General features: G+C 60.2%; 16 protein-coding genes. 5 read left to right on the forward strand and 11 right to left on the reverse strand.

Annotation, left to right across the window (positions count from 1 at the left end):
- Window positions 1-121 precede the first annotated feature (121 nt).
- A complete protein-coding gene (locus GOW04_RS11230; protein ID WP_171232600.1) occupies window positions 122-2,080 on the forward strand; it encodes a hypothetical protein in 1,959 nt (652 codons plus the stop codon).
- Between the two features lie 40 nt (window positions 2,081-2,120).
- On the opposite strand, the gene ileS is transcribed toward GOW04_RS11230, so the two are convergent.
- The 6 genes from ileS to GOW04_RS11260 all read right to left on the reverse strand — a co-directional run bounded on the left by ileS (window position 2,121) and on the right by GOW04_RS11260 (window position 11,705).
- The gene (ileS, locus tag GOW04_RS11235) at window positions 2,121-5,033 is read right to left on the reverse strand and encodes an isoleucine--tRNA ligase (protein ID WP_171232601.1); all 2,913 of its coding nucleotides are present in this window, start codon (window positions 5,031-5,033) and stop codon (window positions 2,121-2,123) included.
- Between the two features lie 164 nt (window positions 5,034-5,197).
- Window positions 5,198-7,906 (reverse strand): DUF2339 domain-containing protein, encoded by a 2,709-nt coding sequence (locus GOW04_RS11240; RefSeq protein ID WP_171232602.1) that lies wholly within the window; start codon window positions 7,904-7,906, stop codon window positions 5,198-5,200.
- A 178-nt stretch (window positions 7,907-8,084) separates the two neighbouring features.
- Complete coding sequence (locus GOW04_RS11245) at window positions 8,085-8,795, reverse strand: VIT1/CCC1 transporter family protein (RefSeq protein WP_171117463.1); 711 nt, start codon at window positions 8,793-8,795, stop codon at window positions 8,085-8,087.
- Window positions 8,796-8,855: 60 nt separating this feature from the next.
- Complete coding sequence (locus GOW04_RS11250; protein ID WP_171232603.1) at window positions 8,856-9,845, reverse strand: YcjF family protein; 990 nt, start codon at window positions 9,843-9,845, stop codon at window positions 8,856-8,858.
- Entirely contained in the window at window positions 9,838-10,293 is a 456-nt protein-coding gene (locus tag GOW04_RS11255) for a GNAT family N-acetyltransferase (protein WP_171232604.1), read from the reverse strand. The genes GOW04_RS11250 and GOW04_RS11255 overlap by 8 nt, the downstream gene beginning before the upstream one ends.
- Window positions 10,290-11,705, reverse strand: a complete 1,416-nt coding sequence (locus tag GOW04_RS11260) for a YcjX family protein (RefSeq protein WP_171232605.1) — start codon at window positions 11,703-11,705, stop codon at window positions 10,290-10,292. The genes GOW04_RS11255 and GOW04_RS11260 overlap by 4 nt, the downstream gene beginning before the upstream one ends.
- A gap of 107 nt (window positions 11,706-11,812) precedes the next feature.
- Here GOW04_RS11260 and truA point away from each other — a divergent pair, with 107 nt between their 5' ends.
- The gene (gene truA, locus GOW04_RS11265; protein ID WP_152457202.1) at window positions 11,813-12,580 is read left to right on the forward strand and encodes a tRNA pseudouridine(38-40) synthase TruA; all 768 of its coding nucleotides are present in this window, start codon (window positions 11,813-11,815) and stop codon (window positions 12,578-12,580) included.
- A 1-nt stretch (window position 12,581) separates the two neighbouring features.
- Here the strand turns inward: truA and GOW04_RS11270 are convergent, their stop codons facing one another.
- From GOW04_RS11270 to GOW04_RS11285, 4 genes are all read right to left on the reverse strand, one after another.
- Window positions 12,582-13,514: a nickel/cobalt transporter gene (locus GOW04_RS11270; protein ID WP_171232606.1), complete on the reverse strand. Its 933-nt coding sequence runs from the start codon at window positions 13,512-13,514 to the stop codon at window positions 12,582-12,584.
- Window positions 13,499-14,146, reverse strand: coding sequence for a DUF1007 family protein (locus tag GOW04_RS11275; RefSeq protein ID WP_171232607.1), 648 nt, complete (start codon window positions 14,144-14,146; stop codon window positions 13,499-13,501). The genes GOW04_RS11270 and GOW04_RS11275 overlap by 16 nt, the downstream gene beginning before the upstream one ends.
- A gap of 72 nt (window positions 14,147-14,218) precedes the next feature.
- Window positions 14,219-15,025 carry a thioesterase family protein gene (locus GOW04_RS11280; RefSeq protein ID WP_171205614.1) on the reverse strand — a complete coding sequence of 269 codons (807 nt, stop codon included), beginning with the start codon at window positions 15,023-15,025 and terminating at the stop codon, window positions 14,219-14,221.
- A 7-nt stretch (window positions 15,026-15,032) separates the two neighbouring features.
- Window positions 15,033-15,260 carry a hypothetical protein gene (locus tag GOW04_RS11285; protein WP_152457198.1) on the reverse strand — a complete coding sequence of 76 codons (228 nt, stop codon included), beginning with the start codon at window positions 15,258-15,260 and terminating at the stop codon, window positions 15,033-15,035.
- 130 nt (window positions 15,261-15,390) lie between these two features.
- Between GOW04_RS11285 and GOW04_RS11290 the strand changes: the two genes are divergently transcribed.
- Window positions 15,391-16,326 carry a glyoxylate/hydroxypyruvate reductase A gene (locus GOW04_RS11290; RefSeq protein WP_171232608.1) on the forward strand — a complete coding sequence of 312 codons (936 nt, stop codon included), beginning with the start codon at window positions 15,391-15,393 and terminating at the stop codon, window positions 16,324-16,326.
- 15 nt (window positions 16,327-16,341) lie between these two features.
- Here GOW04_RS11290 and GOW04_RS11295 read toward each other — a convergent pair whose 3' ends face one another.
- Window positions 16,342-16,698, reverse strand: a complete 357-nt coding sequence (locus GOW04_RS11295; RefSeq protein WP_171170891.1) for a hypothetical protein — start codon at window positions 16,696-16,698, stop codon at window positions 16,342-16,344.
- A gap of 326 nt (window positions 16,699-17,024) precedes the next feature.
- On the opposite strand from GOW04_RS11295, the gene GOW04_RS11300 reads away from it, so the two are divergent.
- Together GOW04_RS11300 and GOW04_RS11305 are read left to right on the forward strand one after the other, a co-directional pair.
- Window positions 17,025-17,348 (forward strand): hypothetical protein, encoded by a 324-nt coding sequence (locus GOW04_RS11300; RefSeq protein ID WP_171232609.1) that lies wholly within the window; start codon window positions 17,025-17,027, stop codon window positions 17,346-17,348.
- Window positions 17,349-17,402: 54 nt separating this feature from the next.
- A complete protein-coding gene (locus GOW04_RS11305) occupies window positions 17,403-18,389 on the forward strand; it encodes a type I glyceraldehyde-3-phosphate dehydrogenase (protein WP_171232610.1) in 987 nt (328 codons plus the stop codon).
- Window positions 18,390-18,548 lie beyond the last annotated feature (159 nt).

Consider the following 18,548-nt stretch of genomic DNA (forward strand, 5'->3'; position numbering starts at 1 on the left):
CAGATCAAAGCACCAAGCACAAGCGCGGGAATGTGCAAGACCACGCAAAACGTCATTTTTGGGCATTGGCGCCATTCGTGATACGCTCCTGCCGTTACTTAAAGAGATTTTGGAGAACGCAATGGGTCGACATTTGATCCTCACGGTACATGGAATCGGTGAACAAAAACCCGGCGAAACCGTCGATCAGGTCGTTGGCGCAGCAACAACCTGGCTGGATGGAAACCCCAGACCACCGATCGAAGTCGAACGCGGCATGATCGAACTGGCCGAATCCACCTTCGACGGAAATCCAAGAAATGCAGAGCTGTTCGAAGTCAATCTGCGCACGGTGACTGACCCGGCTGTTCCTCAGGACAAGGCCCTGTTTGCCGAAGTTTATTGGGCTGATCGCTCTCCGGCCCCGAAAGGAGCGATCAAAACCGTGCTGGACCTGATTTGGGTCGTTCTGGCGTTGGGATATCTGGCGATGGACAATGTCGAGCAAACCCACATCCGCAAAGGCGTTGCCCCGGACCAGCCCAATGGCAGGAATACACTTGCGGCACAGCTGGTACATCTTTTCACATGGATCTTCTTCGGTGCGGTTGCGACGCTGAACGTCTTTTTGTTGATTGGTGCCGCAGCGGTCATGACCGACCGGATACCTGTCTCGGTTTTCCAGAACCCTGCCCTGTTGTTCTGGCTTCTGTTCGGGCTGTACGCCGGCGGGGCCATTGTCGGGCTGGGGCAAAGCCGATCGGCGCCGACCTATCTCAGGCGGGTCTTCTGGCGTGGAATGCTCGCAATGGGAACAGCACTGACTCTGTGCTTGGTCATTGGGCCGCTGGGCCTGAAATTGTGGGTCTGCGTCCCTTCCGACACGGGAAATTGCCCGCCGGCCCTGGAGCAATTCGTGGCGTTTCAGGTTTTTCTGCTGTCCATTTTCTGGGCCACTCTTATCTTCCTGACACTCATTCTTTACGCGTTGTCCGCCTGGACGCTGCAGATCAATGACACACTTTCAGAGCACAGGCGGCTGTACCCCAGCATCTGTGCAGGCATGCTGGTTTTCTGGATGTTCTTCATTTCCGGCCTCTGGTTGACCATAGAGCAATTGCTGGAAACTGTTTCGGGCCTGTCCGGCGGTCAGCTGCAACGTCTTTTTGAAAGCAATTTGAACGAGTCCATCGAAACTCTCAGCGTGGCCTTTGTGGCCATCGTTCTGTTGGGGTTCGTTGGCGTCGGGCTTTTTGCAGGTCGTAAAACGTACAAGGCCAACCTTCACACCCGCAGCGGTCTGATCAGCCGGGCGATTGTAAACCGGCTGGCGCAGTGGGTCTTTCTGTTTGGTACAATCGTGCTGGTTCTGGTCACGATCCGAGAGATCGCAGCCAACCAGAGTTTTGAGGCCGCATGCAACGTGGGCATAGGTGAAACCAACCCGATCTCTTGGGCTTTGGACAGGTTGGCCTGTTCGCAAGGCGAGATCGGCCTGATCGTTCTTGGCGCAACTGCGTTGATGTACCGGTTTTCTGATTTTGTTTCCGCCGGGCTGGGCGTTGCACGGGATATCGTTACCTACGCCATTCGTGACAAATGCTATCTGGGAAAAGATCTGGAAACGCGACAACGCAACTATCCGGATCGCAAGGCGATAGACGAGCGTTTCTATCGCACGTTGTACTATGTTCTCGATATCTTTCCAGCGGATCATATTACGGTGATATCCCATTCGCAGGGCACCGTGATTGCCACACAGATGCTTGCTGACCCACGCGTCCAGAGACGCATCGGCGGGCGGACTTTGACACTCATCACGATGGGCTCTCCGGTCACGCATATCTATCAGCGCTATTTTCCCGAGATGTTCACCATCACCGCCAGTCAGTTGAACGCCTCGTGGTTCAACATCTTCCGGCAGGACGATTTTGTCGGAACCGAAATCGAGGGTGGTCTCATTTTTGCAAATCGAAACATCCCGGTCGATCCTGGCGGGCACACCGGTTACTTTACGGACTATCAGGTTTGGAAAGCACTGTCAGATCCTGCCATTGGCTTTGATCTGTTCAATCCAACACCGCAATCTGTGCAGACATAGCTCCAAATGCCCCCCGACTGAATTCGGGGGGCGCGTTGATTTATCCCAGCGCCTCATTGCAGCGCCCGCAGACGCCCGCGTGGGTGTGGCGGCCCACATCAGGCAGGATTTTCCAGCAACGCTGACATTTCTCGCCTTCTGCTTTTTCGAATACGACGGCAACGCCTTCGATTTCCGGCACACGGAACGCCTCGGCCGGGGCGGGATCGCCGGTCACGGTCAGGCCCGATGTGATGCACATGTCGTCCACGTCGAACGTGGCCAGCAGATCGCGGGTATCGCCATCCTCGACATGCACGATCGGTGCCGCCTCGAGGCTGGAGCCGATCACCTTGTCCTGACGCTGAACCTCCAGCGCGGCGGTCACGGCCCGGCGCACACGGCGCACCTTGGCCATGTTGGCCTCAAGCTCGGCATCGCGCCAATCGGCGGGTGTGTCCGGAAAGTCCACCAGATGGACCGAACTGTCATCGCCCGGGAACCGCTCCAGCCAGACCTCTTCCATGGTGAAGACCAGAACCGGGGCCAGCCAGGTGGTCAGACGGTGGAACAGGATATCCAGAACAGTGCGCGCGGCGCGGCGGCGTGTGCTGTCCCCGTCGCAGTACAGAACATCCTTGCGAACGTCGAAATAGAAGGACGACAGATCAACCGTAGCAAAGTTGAACACGACGCTGAAAACACCCTGGAAGTCAAACGCGGCATAACCCTTGCGCACCTGCGCATCCAATTCCGCCAAACGGCTGAGAACCCAGCGTTCCAGACGCGGCATATCCGCAGGGTCCACCCGGTCAGCTTCGGTGAAGTCCGCCAGCGAACCCAGCATGAACCGCATGGTATTACGCAGGCGACGATAGCTGTCGGCGGTGCCTTTCAGAATCTCCGGCCCGATCCGCTGATCGGCGGTGTAGTCGGTCTGCGCCACCCACAGGCGCAGGATATCGGCGCCGTATTGTTTGACGACCTCTTCCGGCACGATGGTGTTGCCCAGCGACTTGGACATCTTGTTGCCTTTGGCGTCCAGCGTGAAGCCATGGGTTACTACATTGCGGTAGGGCGCACGACCCTTGGTGCCACAGGCTTGCAGCATCGAGGAATGGAACCACCCGCGATGCTGGTCGGTGCCTTCCATGTAAACGTCGGCGATGCCGTCCTCGGTGCCGTCCTCGCGATCGCGCAGAACGAACGCGTGGGTGGAACCCGAGTCGAACCAAACATCCAGCACGTCAAAGACCTGTTCGTAGTCGTCCGGGTTGGCAATTCCGTCGAGGATCTTTTCCTTGAAACCGTCGGTGTACCAAACATCCGCACCGTCCTTCTCGAACGCCGCCTTGATGCGGGCGTTGAGTTCGGCGTTGCGCAGCAGGTAATCCGCGTCGGTGGGCAGAGCGCCCTTCTTGGTGAAGCAGGTCAGCGGCACACCCCATGCACGCTGGCGCGACAGAACCCAATCCGGGCGCGCTTCGATCATCGAATACAGGCGGTTGCGGCCGGACTGCGGCGTCCACTTCACCAGCTCGTCAATCGACCGCAGGGCACGTTCGCGGATGGTGTCGCCCATCTCGCCCATACCGTCATCCAGCTTGCGGTCGACGGATGCGAACCACTGCGGCGTGTTGCGATAGATGATCGGCGCCTTTGAGCGCCACGAATGCGGATAGCTGTGCTTGATCTTGCCGCGCGCCAGCAGCCCGCCGACCTCGGCCAGCTTGTCGATGACGGCCTTGTTTGCGTCACCCTCGCCGCCCTTGCGGGACAGGATGTATTTGCCGCCAAAGAACGGCAGATCGGCACGGAACGAGCCATCGTCCATCACGTTATAGGTGATGACCTGTTCCAGCATGCCCAGATCACGGTACAGCTCGAACTCCTCCATACCGTGGGACGGCGCGCAGTGGACGAAACCGGTGCCTTCGGTATCGGTCACGAAGTCAGCGGCGCGGAAATCGCGGATGTCGTCCCATTCGCCATTGCCGCCTTCGGCCCCGGCCAGCGGGTGAAGCAGCTGCACGCTCTCCAATTCGTCGGCGGTCACGTCGCGCACACGGGTCCATTGATCGTCGTTCAGACGGGCACGGCCCAGAACGTCAGCGGCCAGATTGTCGGCCAGCAGGAACTTGTCGCCTACCTTGGCCCAGCATTCTTCCGGCGCGCCGGTGACTTCGTAGAGTCCATAGGAGATGTCTTCACCGTACACGACGGCCTTGTTCGACGGCATGGTCCACGGCGTCGTCGTCCAGATCACCACATAGGCATCATCAAGATCGCCCGCATTCACGACTTTGAACTTCACCCAGATGGTGAAGCTTTCCTTGTCGTGATACTCGACCTCGGCCTCGGCCAGGGCCGTCTTTTCGATGGGCGACCACATGACAGGCTTCGAGCCCTGATAGAGCGTGCCGTTCATCAGGAACTTCATGAATTCGTCCGCAATCACCGCCTCGGCGTGATAATCCATGGTGATGTAGGGATCGGCCCAATTTCCGGTGATGCCCAGACGCTTGAACTCTTCGCGCTGGATGTCGATCCAGCCCTCGGCGAACTTGCGGCATTCCTGACGGAAGTCGACGATGTTCACCTCGTCCTTGTTCTTGCCCTTCTTGCGGTACTGTTCCTCGATCTTCCATTCGATCGGCAGGCCGTGGCAGTCCCAGCCGGGCACGTATCGCGCATCAAAGCCCATCATCTGATGGGATCGCACGATCATGTCTTTGATGGTCTTGTTCAGGGCGTGGCCGATATGCAGATGACCATTCGCGTAAGGGGGGCCATCGTGCAACGTAAAGGGCGAGCGGCCCTTTTTCTCGCGCAGGCGGTCATAGACACCGATGGTCTCCCACCGTTCCAGCCATGCGGGTTCGCGCTTGGGCAGGCCGGCGCGCATGGGGAAATCGGTTTTGGGCAGGTTCAGCGTGTCTTTGTAATCAGGTGTCTGGATCGTGTCGGCGCACATTTGGGGCGTCCTTTGGATGATCTGGTCGTCTATTGGATCGAAGCGGTCGGTGCGAAGTCTCAAACACCTTTGCCCGGCGTCTCAGGAGGTCAGAGCGCCGGGGATATAATTCGAATAATGATGGCCATCCGGTCATGCATGGCGCGCTTATATGACGCCTGCACCTAATGGTCCAGAGGTTCTGCCCGCTGCGGCGAATGGCGCAGTTTCGCCCACCGGTTCAGCCACGCAAGACCGGCCAGCGCAAGGCCCAGCGCCAACAGCGAAAACACCCGGATCAGGCCGCCCAGACCGGCGATGTCGATCAGGAAGACCTTGGCCACCGCCAGCCCGATCACCGCCAACCCTGCCTTGCGCATCAGGTCGGATCGGCGGGCAAGTGATTGATAGAACAGAGCGGCCCCGATCAGCAGCAGCACCAAAGTGTAGGTATACAGTTCCGGCTGGGTGACGCCGTTGCCTTCATACATCCCCGCCGCGCCCTGCCAGACGTGACGGATCGTCAAACCCAACCAAACTGCCGCCAATGTCCCTGCAACGGCAAAGCTTGCTTGCATGATCGGTTTCGGCATTTCCCGGATCCTCCAGGCCGAACCGCCGATGGCCAATGCGGGCAACAGATAGGCAACGGCCAGCGTATTCAAAACCGGCGGCCCAAGCACCGGATCGGCATTCGGATCAAACAAGGGGTTCTGGTCCGCCAATGCCAGCAACAGATAGAAAAGGCCATGACCCGCAAAGAACATAGCAAGCAGGTATCGCAGGTAGTTCAGTTTGCCACCCAGCCCGAACCTCTGCACCTGCGCGAACGCAAGCAAAAGCCAGATGACGGCCAACAGACCCAGGCCCCAATGGCTGTTGTCAGCGCCGCCCTCGCCGAAGCCTTCAAGCCAACGCAGAAGCAGCAAGGAAAGCAGGATACCCGATGTCGCCCAGGCCGCACTTTCCAGCAGCAGCGCCGCCAGTGGGCGCTTCAACGGACGCAAAAGCCACCAGCCCCCGACAAATCCCAATGTGGCCACGCCATAGACCATCGCCATCTCGGACACCGGAGCGGAATTGGCCCAGTCCAGCCCGGGATCAAGCACCAAACGCACCGTGACGGTAAAGACACCGGCCCAGATGAACCAGCTCATCGGCGGCAGGATGAACCTGCGGTCCAACGCGGCCGCAACAACAACGCTGGCGACCAAAGCAACCGTAAGCGCCGCCGAGCTGAGCACGATGACGCAGGCAAAGACCAGACACGACAGCATGGACAGGGTGGCCAGTGCCGCCCGCATCCGGTCATCGCCGTCGACGCGGGCAAAGCGTTCAGCCAGAACCACCATCAACACAGCCAGCGCAATCGCGTGGAGCGCCCAAGGATAAGCCCCGATCACCAAAGCCGGATGCCAGCCTGTTTCCAGCGCGATGGCCAGCACGGGTGCAAAAAGCGCGGCTCCTCCGGCCCAGACGGCGCGATACTGGCTTGCCTTGAATGACCGCCACGCCATCAGAGCCGACATCAAACCTCCCAAGGCGACCAGAACAGTCACCACCATCGGATAGTCGGCCTCGGGCGTTTCCGCGTAAGTGCCCGCAAACCTGTCCAGAACCGCGCCATTCTCAAGCCCGTGAGAGGCGACAAAGACCACCAATCCAGCCGCAGGCAGGACGGTCAGGTCCCGGAGGGCCGGTGCATCCTTGGCCCATAGAAGCAGCGCCAGAACAAGGGCAGACAACAGGCTGACGCCCAACCAGAATTCGGGTTCCGTGTCCGCCCAATGCCAGGACAGGATCACCGTACTTGCCGCGATGGCCCCGGCGGCCAGTCGAGTTGGGAATTCCGGCCAAGGGCGGGCCTTTGGGCGGCGGATCATCTCAGTCAGCATGGGGCCCGCGTGATTTGGCCAAATGCGCCGCACCGGAATGGCGGTTGCCAAAAGCGCCAGCACCGTTGCCGCGATCAGGTATCCCGATTCCGTACTCGGCGCGCCCATCACCAGAAGCAGGTTCGCCGCATAAGCCCCAAACAGCGTCAGGACCGAGATCCATGCCCAGCGCCGTACCGTGTCGATACCCAGCCCCAAGACGGCAACCAGCAGGAAATACGCGTAAAGCCACGACGGATCATCGGACGTGCCCCCGACCAGGAAAGGCGCCGCGAAGGCACCGATCAGACCGACCGCAGCCAGCAGCGGACCGTGGAACCACCCCAGAACGAGGCCCACCAGCGCGACAACGACCATCCCTGCCAGTGCCGTTTCGGCACCGATCAGGTTGTACAGCTGGCGCGCGGACAGGATGGCCCCGAACAAAGTGACAAGCCCGGCACCGGAAAAGACCGAGGGCAGATAGGCGGTTGCCACCGCTTCGTCATCACCGAACTTGCGGCGCAGGACTTCTCCTCCGAGGATCAAAACCGTGCCGAAACCCAGGGCAGCGACGACACGGGCCGCCGGCGGCAGCAAACCGTTTTCGACGCCGTATTGCACAAGGAAAATACCGGCCAATGCCAGAGACAGGGCCGAAACCACATAAAACCAGTTCTCGCGCAGCCACGCGCCCAAAGCCGCAAACCTGTCATGGCGAAACACGACAGCCGGAGAAGAAATCTCTGCATCCTGAGCGTCGGCACTGTTGTCTTCCTGCCGTTTTGGAGCCGACCAAGGTGCCGGCCTGCGCGGCTTCTCTTCAGCAGCAGGTTGTGGTGCACGCGTTTCCTGTTCCGGTTGCGGCAGGACGGTCGTATCGCCTGAGGCCAAGGCGTTGATTTGCGCTTCCAGCTGCTCTACCCGGCGACGCAATCGGGAATGCCCGACCAAAAGAGCGATCAATGTCACAGGGATGGCCAGAACTATCAGGCCAACAAGAACAAGCAGCGATTCCAACCGAGTCTCCGATCCTTTTGGAGGTCAGGCTATCTTGAGCCGTCCGAAAGTGACAGTCAGGAAAGCTGTGATCCGATCTAAAGCACCGAAATCGCCGGACGCGCGATCGTCGGCCTGAAAAGGTCTGGGGTCTGCGGTAACGCCTGCCGCAACAACCGTCATCCCAGCGGCACAAAATTTATGGGTGGAACAAGGACCCGACGAGATACGCGATCAGCGCGGCCAGCCCGCCGATCAAAAACGTCTCGATCCCCGACCGCCACCAGGGGGCCAGTGACCACCGGCTTTTGAGCGCGCCAATCGCAAAAAAGACAGCCATGGTCATCCAGGCCGAGATCGCAAACGCGTTCGGCACGGACGCCAGAAACGGCAGCAATGGGATCATCCCCGCCACCAGAAACGCGAAGAAGGTGGCCACAGCTGCTTTCATTGGATGCGGGTCGACACTGCCCAGACCATATTCACCTTCGATCATCAGGTTGATCCAGTTTTCGTTGCTCGAGGTGATCTCTGCCGTGGCCTCGATCAGAATGTCGCCAGACAGCCCTTTTTGCGCAAGGATCTCTCGCACTTCTTCGCGCTCACCATCCGGGTACAACGCAATGTGGCGTTCCTCGACCGCGCGGATGCGGCGAATGTTGTCCAGCTCGGCCTTGGTGCCCGAATAATTGCCCGCCGCCATCGAAAACCCGTCAGCCAGAACATTCGCCAGGCCAAGCGCCACGATAACGAAAGGGGAAAGGCCTGCCCCTGCAACGCCTGCCACGATGGCAAATGTGGTGACGGACCCGTCGATGCCGCCATAGACGACATCGCGCAACACGCCGCGGCCGGGCGGCGCGTTGATCCGTTCGGCGATTTCCTGCGGGCTGTGACCGTGATCCGTCATGGCTGGCTCCTTTGACACATTCAGTGTGCCGAAGCGCAGGCCGGGGCGCCTTGCTTTGGATCAACCCTTGGAAAACAGGCCCTGCAAGGCGCGCTTGATGATGCCCCGCGTCGAAGGTTTGTGCCTGTCCGAGAACGGCAACGGGCGGCACACCTCCATCGCGGCCACACCCACACGAGCGCTGAGGGCCCCGTTGACCAGCCCCTCGCCGAACCGGCGTGACAGTTTGCTCAGAACGGAACCGCCCAGGACAGGCTCCAGCAGATCATCGCCGACTGCAACCGCCCCTGTCGCCGCCAGATGCACAAATACACTGCGGGTCAGACGCCAGCCGCCCAACGTACCCGCGCGCCCGCCATAGATTTCGGCAACCCGGCGGATCATCCGCAATGACGCGGCCAGCGCGGTTATCACATCCGCAAGCGCCAATGGCACCAATGCGGTCACGGTTGCAACTTGCCGGGCCGCGGCCTCGACTTCGCGGCTGGCGGCTTCGTCCAGAGGCGCCAACAGCTCAACTTCGGCAAGTTCCAGCAGAGCTGACGCATCGAACTGATCCGCCATCCGCTCGGTCAATCGTTCGCGGCCCCAGCGCGTGTCTTCCCGGCCTTTGTAGAATGCGATGATACGATTGGTGACTGCGCGGGCCTGAGCCAGATCGTCCTCAGCCAACGCGGCATCTGCGGCCCGGCGCAGGCCATCCACACGGGACAATAGCCCCAATGCGGCCAGTTCACGGATTGCGATCATAAGCGCCACAAGAACTAGAGCGGCGATCAATCCGGTTACGATCCAACCCAAAAAAGGCGTTCGCGCCACCAGCGAAGTTGCAAAATCCCACGCGGCCACCGATACGGCCGCCCCGATCACCGCCAGTGCAAGCCCCCAGAACCAGCGTGCCAGAGCCGATGGTTTGCGCGCCGCCAGCCGCGCCGCGCCTTGCATCGCCTGCCCTTGTGGTTGCGCGATGTCCGGCACCGGCGGGGCCTTGGCGACATCGGCTGGGGGCTCATCCGTTTCAAGATCGATCAAAACCGGGCCTTTAGCCATTGATCACATCCTCGCTGTGCCAGACAAACCGTATGTCCGGCAGGTTTTCGTCGTTGTCCGCCCCATCGCTGCGGGCCACCTCGGCAAAGCCGTTACGTTCATAAAACCGGCAGGCTCGGGCATTGTTCTGAAACGCGTACAAGCTCAGCTCTGAGCGGGCCGATTTGGCGTGATCCAGCAATTGCCGACCAATCCCGCGGCCCCGAACCGAAGCATCCAGATAAAGCGAATGGATTTCACGACCGTCGAGCGCCAAAAAACCAACAACGCCGGCCTCGGTTTCGGCCACGGTCACCCATTCCAGATCAATCATTCGACCACAGAAAGCGATCGTCTCGGCGCAGCTGTGCAATTCAGGCATCCAGTCGTTTTCCAAGGCGAAACCGTGCAGGATCGACCCGATGGTGCCTGCATCCGTCGGGCGTGCGCGGCGTAGAATTGTCGTCACAACCGATCTCCGATCAAGAACTGTGCCGCCCTGTCCAGCCGGATATGCGGCGGGCCATCACCGGGTTTCAGCGACAGTTTCGCCGGGGCAAAGGCCATGAAACCGTAATCTTCGCCCAACCACGCATCAGCCCCGTTTCGGGCCGGACCCAACAGATGCGCTGGATCCTCGGGCAATTCTCCCGGGTAGAAGGCGGCCTGTTTGCCGCTCTTCAACAGGGTACCCCGAACGCATGGCAAGTCTGCCCCGTCGTGGTGGCGCAGTTCTTCGGTCGTGGCACGCAGCGAAGCCAGAGACAGGGCCTCGGTCCGGGCTCCGGCGAAATTCGCCCGATCACGCGCCTCACGCGTCAACGCCTCGATAATCGCGGTCAGGCGGGGGTGCTGCATGTGGTGCAGGTGGTCCGCTTTTGTCGCCGCAAAAAGGATGCGTTCAACCCTTTTGCCCAGCAGCAATTGGCTGAGCCACGCGTTTCGGCCGGGGCGAAAGGCCGACAGGATATCAGCCATGGCGCGGCGCATGTCCTCGACCGCCTGAGGACCTTTGTGAATAGCGCCCAGCGCATCGACCAGAACCACCTGCCGGTCGATGCGCGAGAAATGATCGCGAAAAAACGGTTTCACGACCTGGGCTTTATAGGCTTCAAATCGCCGTTCCATCTCGCGTTGAAGCGTTCTGCGCCGCGACGGGCCAGACACCACCAACGGCGCAAAGGTCAGAACCGGAGATCCGGCCAGATCCCCCGGCAGCAGGAACCGCCCGGGGGTACAGTCGTAATACCCCGCTTCACGCGCCTGATTGAGATAGGTCGTGAACGACGATGCCAGCGCCTGCGCGGTCGGCTCGTCATGCGCGCCGGAAGGGTCTGCGGCATGGGCCTGCCCCAGATACTCGACCGCCTCCGAGCGGGCCTCGATACGTTCCAGTGTTTCCCGAGACCAGTCTGCATAAGACTTGTCCAGCAGGGCCAGATCCAGAAGCCATTCGCCGGGGTAGTCGACGATGTCCAGATGAACGGTGCGCGGTCCCTGCAAGCCGGCAAGCAAGCCGGCTGGGCAGGCTTTGAAGGACAGGCGCAGCTCTGACACCGCGCGCGTGCTGTCCGGCCAGTGCGGTGTCGGACCCGTTAGGGCGGACAGGTGCGTTTCATAATCGAACCGGGGCACGGTGTCATCCGGCTGCGGTTGCAGATAGGCGGCATTGATCCGACCTTCCTGCTGCGCAACCAGCCCGGTCATGCGCCCCCGATCCAGCAGGTTCGCCACCAGCGAGGTGATGAAAACCGTCTTGCCCGACCGCGCCAACCCGGTGACACCCAGGCGGATGACAGGCTCAAAAAACGTCTCGGATACGCTGTCGCCGATGGTTTCGACGCCGCGCACAAGACTGTCTGCCAGTGATGAGATGACCAATCTGTCGCCCCGCAATTATCGTTTCACCCAAGATAGGTAGCGGGTACCGCACATACCAGCGCTTTCGCCCCCTTGCCCGTTCCCGCACCGCGCTGTACCAGCGGCACATGCCCAGATACGCGTTGAAAGTCGAATACCAGGGGGAACCGTTTGCCGGATGGCAGCGGCAAAAGGATCAGCCGTCCGTGCAGGGCGCAATCGAACAGGCCCTGTCCCGTATCCAGCCGGGTGCGCATACGATTGCGGCCGCAGGGCGCACCGACGCCGGCGTTCACGCGTTGGGTCAGGTCGCCCATTGCGACATGGCCAAGGACTGGGACCCGTTCCGCCTGTCCGAGGCGCTGAACTATCACCTCAAACCGCAGCCGGTGGCGATCGTGGACGCCGCGCGCGTGACCGACGATTGGCACGCGCGGTTTTCGGCGGTCGAACGGCAATACCTGTTCCGCATCCTGATGCGACGCGCGCCTGCAACCCATGACAAAGGGCAGGTTTGGCAGATCAACCATCCGCTGGATGTCGAGGCCATGCAGGAAGGGGCGAACATGCTGCTGGGTCGCCATGATTTCACGACCTTCAGGTCGTCGATTTGCCAGGCGGCGAGCCCGGTCAAAACTCTGGATGAGTTGCGGGTTGAACAGGTTCAGGGCTTTTCTGGCCCCGAAGTTCATTTCCACGTAAGGGCTCGGTCATTTCTGCACAATCAGGTGCGCAGTTTCGTCGGAACGCTGGAACGTGTGGGCGCCGGAGCGTGGACCCCGGAAGAGGTGCGCGAGGCGCTGGAAGCTGCCGACCGTGCGGCCTGCGGTCCAGTGTGCCCGCCGCAGGGGCTGTATCTGGCGCGGGTCGGATATCCGGAACCGGTGTTCGACTGACCTAAATCGCACGCAGCAGCAAACCACTTGCGATCACGGCAATGATCAGCCCGGCCACCAGTTCGATGGTTGGGGCCAGCACCGATGCGAACCGAGTGGCCGAGGCTGAGGCCAGCAGACCTCCGCGAAGGCCGAAGGACGTCCATCCCACCAATGTCGTGACCAACGCCGTGCCCAATGCCATGGCAAAAGCCCCGGCGATACCGACCATCGCGATGCCCATCTGCCACGTCAAGATCAGCACGAACAAAGCCCCCGTGCACGGTCGCGCCGCGATGCCCGCAATCAGGATCAGGGCCTCGCGCAGTGAACCCACATTTGCAACTTCCTGCGCGGTCGGGCCATGGCGGTGGCCGCAATCTGAACAGACTTCGCCATCATGGTGGGGATGATGCGAGTGATCGTTTTCGTGATGGTGGTGATCATGGGGCGACGTGGTTCGTCTCTTTGCAAAACTGCGCAAGGACCGGGCCACCAGCCAAAGACCGATAAGGGCGATCGCTCCGTAGCTTATCGGAGCCATGACCTGTTCCGTCGTTCCAACAAGGCTTTCACGGGACATCTGGAACACCAGCACCCCGGCATAGACCAAGACGACGGCCGTCACCGCCTGCCCCAGGCTGGACAATACACTGATCGCCGACAACCGCCAGAAGGCGACACGCCGACCCAAACCGTAACCCCCGATCAGGACCTTTCCGTGGCCGGGGCCGATGGCATGAAAGAACCCGTAGGCGAAACAGACCGTCAACAGCGTTGCCACCGCCTCGGGTTGCTCGGCACGCGCGGCACGCAAGGACCGGGCGATCTGGTTCTGGAATTCTCGTTGCTCCCCCGCAGCCCAGGCCGCAAGACTGTCAAAGCCTCCGCTGCCCCAAAACCAGAGCAGCAGTACAATCGCCAGGCCGACAGGCAGGATCAGGTAGCGGGACATGAAACGCGGATCTCGGTCGCAAAACGTTCACCGACCAGAGGGATGTCATTTTCCTCGAGGTCATAGTCGGCGTCCAGGGTCAGCAGAAAGGCCTGCATCTGGGCCAGTTCGCCGTCGATATCCGGGTCAAACCGGTCAATCTGGCACGCGGCGGGGCCCGTCACGGTCACGGGCCGCGTCACCTCGTAGGCGGTATAAAACGTCTCATCAAACGCTTTCGCAGACAGCGCCACGGCCGCGACGGAACCGGCCTCCACCGCCCTGAGATGCGTGGTGACAACGCGCCCGTCTTCAACTGTCGCCTGCGCCTCCATCGGGCCCGACAGCGCGACGTGGTTTCCGTCTGCGGTAACGACAAGATCGCCATTATATCCTTCCACCCACTGCGTATCGAACCCGGTCAGGAACCGTTCTTCGCTTTCCGTCAGAACGCCGTCAGCATCCTGATCCAGCTTCATGTCTTCCAGAACCAGTAACGAGTAGAATTCGTCATACGCCCAGGTCACGCGAACATGGGTCAGTTGACCAGCGTCATCCACGACGAACTCCAGCCCGGTATCAATGAAGACATGCGGGTGGGCGTTGGCCTGCATCGGCAAACAAAGGATCAAAGTGGTTATAAGGTAACGCATAGGCGCAAGATAGGTCTCCCTCCGCGTGGCGGCAACGACATTTTCACTCCCGATGCGAAATCCGGCCCAACATCAGGTCGGCGGAAACAGAACCAGTGTTTGCAACGCTGTGCCCACCGGACCTTGCGTATCAAAGAGGACGGACTGAGACATGCCGATGCCGGAAGGCTGCCAATGCGAAATCGATTTTGAGGCCAGCCAATCCGAAACCGGTTCACGGTGGATATGCACGGTCAGGTCCGTATTCATGAACCCCATTTCAGTGGTCGGCGCATTCCATGAGATACCGTTGCCACAATCCGCCAACGGACACAGGGCCTGTATGGGCGATTGATCCTCGCCCTGCAAAAGCTGCGGAGTACGCATCCAAATCGTTTTGGGTCCGGCCCCCTGTTTTCCCCCTGCGGGATAGCGAATATCGCTGTAATGGGCAAAGCCTGGCAGGTCGTGGCGAATTTCACCTATCGGAAAAGGGCCATCGACAACGTCCTCTATTCTCGGCGCATCCATTTCGACATTCGGCACCTGCCCCAGATCGCGCCGCAACAGGTGCATGGTTGTTGCCGTGGCGCACAACGTATCGTCGAGATCGTGCACCGTGACCCGCGTAGTCCCGAGTGTCTTTGTGTGGCGCGTGGTCTCTGCCGCAACGCGAAGCCCGGCCAGCGGGAGCGGCCTCAGCAAATCGACAGTCAGTCGGGTCAGCATCTTCTCCGGGCCGATTTCGGTTTCTGCGGCCCGAACGATCAAGCCGCTGACCGGCCCCGCGTGGCAATGTGCGGCAGACCAAGGCCCGCGCGCGGCATCGTTGCCAACAAACGCCCCGTCCTCGCGCTGATGAAAATAGGTCGTGTTGGTAAAGTCGAGCGCTTCGGCCATGTGATCCTCAGGTCTGTTCTTGCGCAAATCGTTTCCGTTTGTCTGAACCCAGGCGTTCAAACACTTTCCCCGTTCCGACTTTGGGGGCGAATTTGTTTGACACGCCGGCCTTGCGATCAGTTTCGCCATCACCGCCAGGGAAACATGCGTCATCCATCCGAATGACCTCGGCCCCGGTCATATCAGCAACGTCTTGCAGATGATCATGAATTTGCACGGCCAGGCTGAATGTCATGTTTTCGGAAATGTCCCTCTGAAGCACCGGGTCCGGGCTATACTTTTGCCGCAAGGATGGCTTAACTGCCCGGGCCCTGTCCACCGCAGTGACGGGACGTCACCACATCAAACATATGCAGGAGCCGCACATGGCGTTGTTGATCGAAACCGGGCTGTCCAACTGGATAAGTGATGACGAAATTGCCCGCAGTTTACAGGCCGTGTTACCGGATGCGGATATCCGCACCGCCGAAACGCTGGGCAATCCGCATGACATAACGATGCTGGCCGTGGTTGACATGCAACGTGACCACCCGACGCGATTGCCGAACCTGAAACTGGTTCAAAAGCTGGGCGCAGGGGTCGAGACCATTGTCAGCCATCCCGGTCTGCCCGGTCACGTTCGCATCGCCCGCCTGAAGCCTGACGCCCCGGCACAGGGCATTGCCGAGTGGTTTCTGGCCTATATCCTGCGCGCTCAGCGACACATGGCGTTTCACGAAGCGGCCCAGACCCGCGCCGAGTGGTCCCCACGCGCACCGGTTTTTACGCCGGACACCGTGGTCGGTGTTCTGGGTCTTGGCCACATCGGCGCCCGCACCGCGCGGATGCTGCACGCCGTGGGCTTTCAGGTGATGGGCTGGAGCCGTACGCCAAAAGCCATTGACGGCGTAACTTGCATGCATGGGCAGGACGCGTTGCCCGGGCTTCTTGGCCAATGTGACCACGTTTGCGCAATCCTGCCTTCGACCCCTCAGACCGCTGGCCTGTTTGATGCCCGGATGCTGGCGGCGATGAAACCCGGTAGTCAGTTGCTGAACGCGGGGCGCGGAAATCTGATTGATGAGGACGCCCTCATCGCGGCACTGGACGCAGGTGTTCCGGGGCATGCCGTGTTGGACGTCACCTCGCGGGAACCTTTGCCACAAGACAGCCCGCTATGGCGCCATCCCGGCGTGACGATCACACCACATGTTTCAGGCTGGCATCTGGGCGACGCCTTGTCGGATGTGGCTGAAAACTTCCGACGCCTCAGTTCCAGCGCGGCCTTGCTGCATGAAGTCAATCGTGATCAGGGCTACTGAATTCCGAGCTGATGATCAGGGCGTAAGGATCCAATTGCCGTTGCCGTCATTGCAGCGGCGGGTTCGGATTTCCCTGCTCTGATCACCGCCTTCCGGCTGAATCACATGCTGAAGACCAACGCAATTTCCCTGTACCGATCGCACCCGGATTGTCCCCTTGGAACCCGTGTCGTCATTCTTCCATGACCGTTCCTGGCCCACGGAAGGCGTACCGCTGGTCAAAAGCGCGTTCGAGGCTGCGTTGACCACTTCGAAATCTGCCGGAGACAACCCCATCTCGGCTATGATTCGAGAAAGGGGCTTGGCCTCGACCACAGTGCTCATCAATAAAATGCCGCATGCGGCGATGGCGGTAAAACATGGGGCATTCATGGCGGCCTCGCAGAGCTGAAATCATTTGTGGTCAAGGTTATACCTCTAACCCGGCAGGGCCAAGCCCCTGACGCGAACCTTCAAAACACCCCGGACAGTCCTGTCTGCGAGACTTCTGTTCGCAAGCCCGCAACGCGGGCGATCCGGGGTGGTTCGGGCATTGGCGGCACAGGGGCTGCAACCGACATTTGCCATTGCCCACAGATCGTCGGTAACACCTGCCCGACGGCGTGGCGTCGCAAATTTCTGACCTTGGGGCTTCACAGGCGGGCCGGAATTTGCTGAAATCCAAGTAAATTCTGATTTTGAGCACTGGAGATTGTTCCATGAAACTACGCCCTGCCCTGCTGGCCGTCGCAGCACTCGCTTCATCCGTGGCCCTTTTTGCATCCCCCATCTCGGCCAAGGAAGAAACCAAATCCGTGTTCGTCATGAGCCGCACCTGGGCGGTGACACAGGTTTCTGACGCACCAGTCGTTTATCGCGCCACGCGTGACAACAACAACCTCAACCCATTCGGTCCGCCACCGCGCCTGCGCACCGTTCAGGCCATTGCAGCGATTCAGCAGGCAACCGGGTGCAAACCGATCGTGGCCAGCATGTACCAGAACATCTCGGGCCAGTTTTTCTCGCAGGTCAGCTGCAACTGACACAGCGTCAGATCAGGCATTGAGGTCGCCCGACCGGCCTGCCATAGCTTGCGCATGAAACTCGCAATAAACGGATTCGGCCGTATTGGCCGTACGATCCTGCGGCAGGTTCTTGCCCTGCCGGCAGGGTCAGATATCGAGCTGGTGCTGATCAATGATATCGCGCCGCTGGACACCTGTGCATACCTGTTCAAATACGACAGCACATTTGGTCCCTATCCCGGCGATGTGTCCGCAGGGGACGCCGCGCTGATCGTGGATGGGCACTCAATTCCCATGACCCACAGCGATGATCTGTCCCGCGTTGATCTGTCGGGCGTTGACGTCATGCTGGATTGTACGGGTATCGCCCGCAGTTCGGACGTTGCGCGTCGCGGTTTGTCTGCGGGCGCAGGCAAAGTACTGATTTCAGGCCCCTCCCCCGCTGCTGATGTCACCATCGTTCTGGGTGCGAACGAAGACCAGTTGGGCAGCGCCCGGATTGTGTCAAACGCATCCTGCACCACCAATGGGCTAGTGCCACTGGTCAAGGTCATCGACGATATCGGCGGTGTTGCATCGGGGCACATGACCACCATCCACTGCTATACCAACAGCCAACCCATGGTCGACGCGCCGCGTGGCGACCTTGCCCGTTCTCGGGCTGGGGCGCTGTCGATGGTTCCGACCACATCGAGCGCGATGCACCTTATCGATGTCGTCCTTCCGCATCTGGCCGGGCGTATCTCGGGCGCGGCTGTCCGCGTTCCTACTGCAAGTGTGTCAGCCGTGGACCTCGTGGTCACATTGCAGCGCGGCATGAGCGCTGAAACCTTCGATCGAGCCCTGAAGCACGCCGTTGCTGCATCCCCGGTGCTTGGCTGGACTGATTTGCCGCTGGTCTCGTCCGACCTGCGGTCCCGCCCTGAATCGCTGGTTGTTGCCGGGCCCGAGACCCGTATGGTGGGTGAAAACCAGGTCAGGGTCTTTGGTTGGTACGACAACGAATGGGGCTTCTCGGCGCGAATGCTGGACGTGGCCCGCCTTATGGCAGCCGAATAGCCGGGCGGCAACCTCAACACAATTTGGCCGAAAAAATTCTCGTCTCATGTATAATTCCTTTCCCCATCCGCTTTCAGATGCTCTAACTTGAATTCAAAGGGCCGTGCACGACACGGACAAGAGAACTGGAATTGGGACAGTTGGGGCAATTCATGCAAA

The organism is Ruegeria sp. HKCCA4812 (assembly GCF_013034245.1).
In the GTDB taxonomy this organism is placed as follows: Bacteria; Pseudomonadota; Alphaproteobacteria; order Rhodobacterales; family Rhodobacteraceae; genus Ruegeria.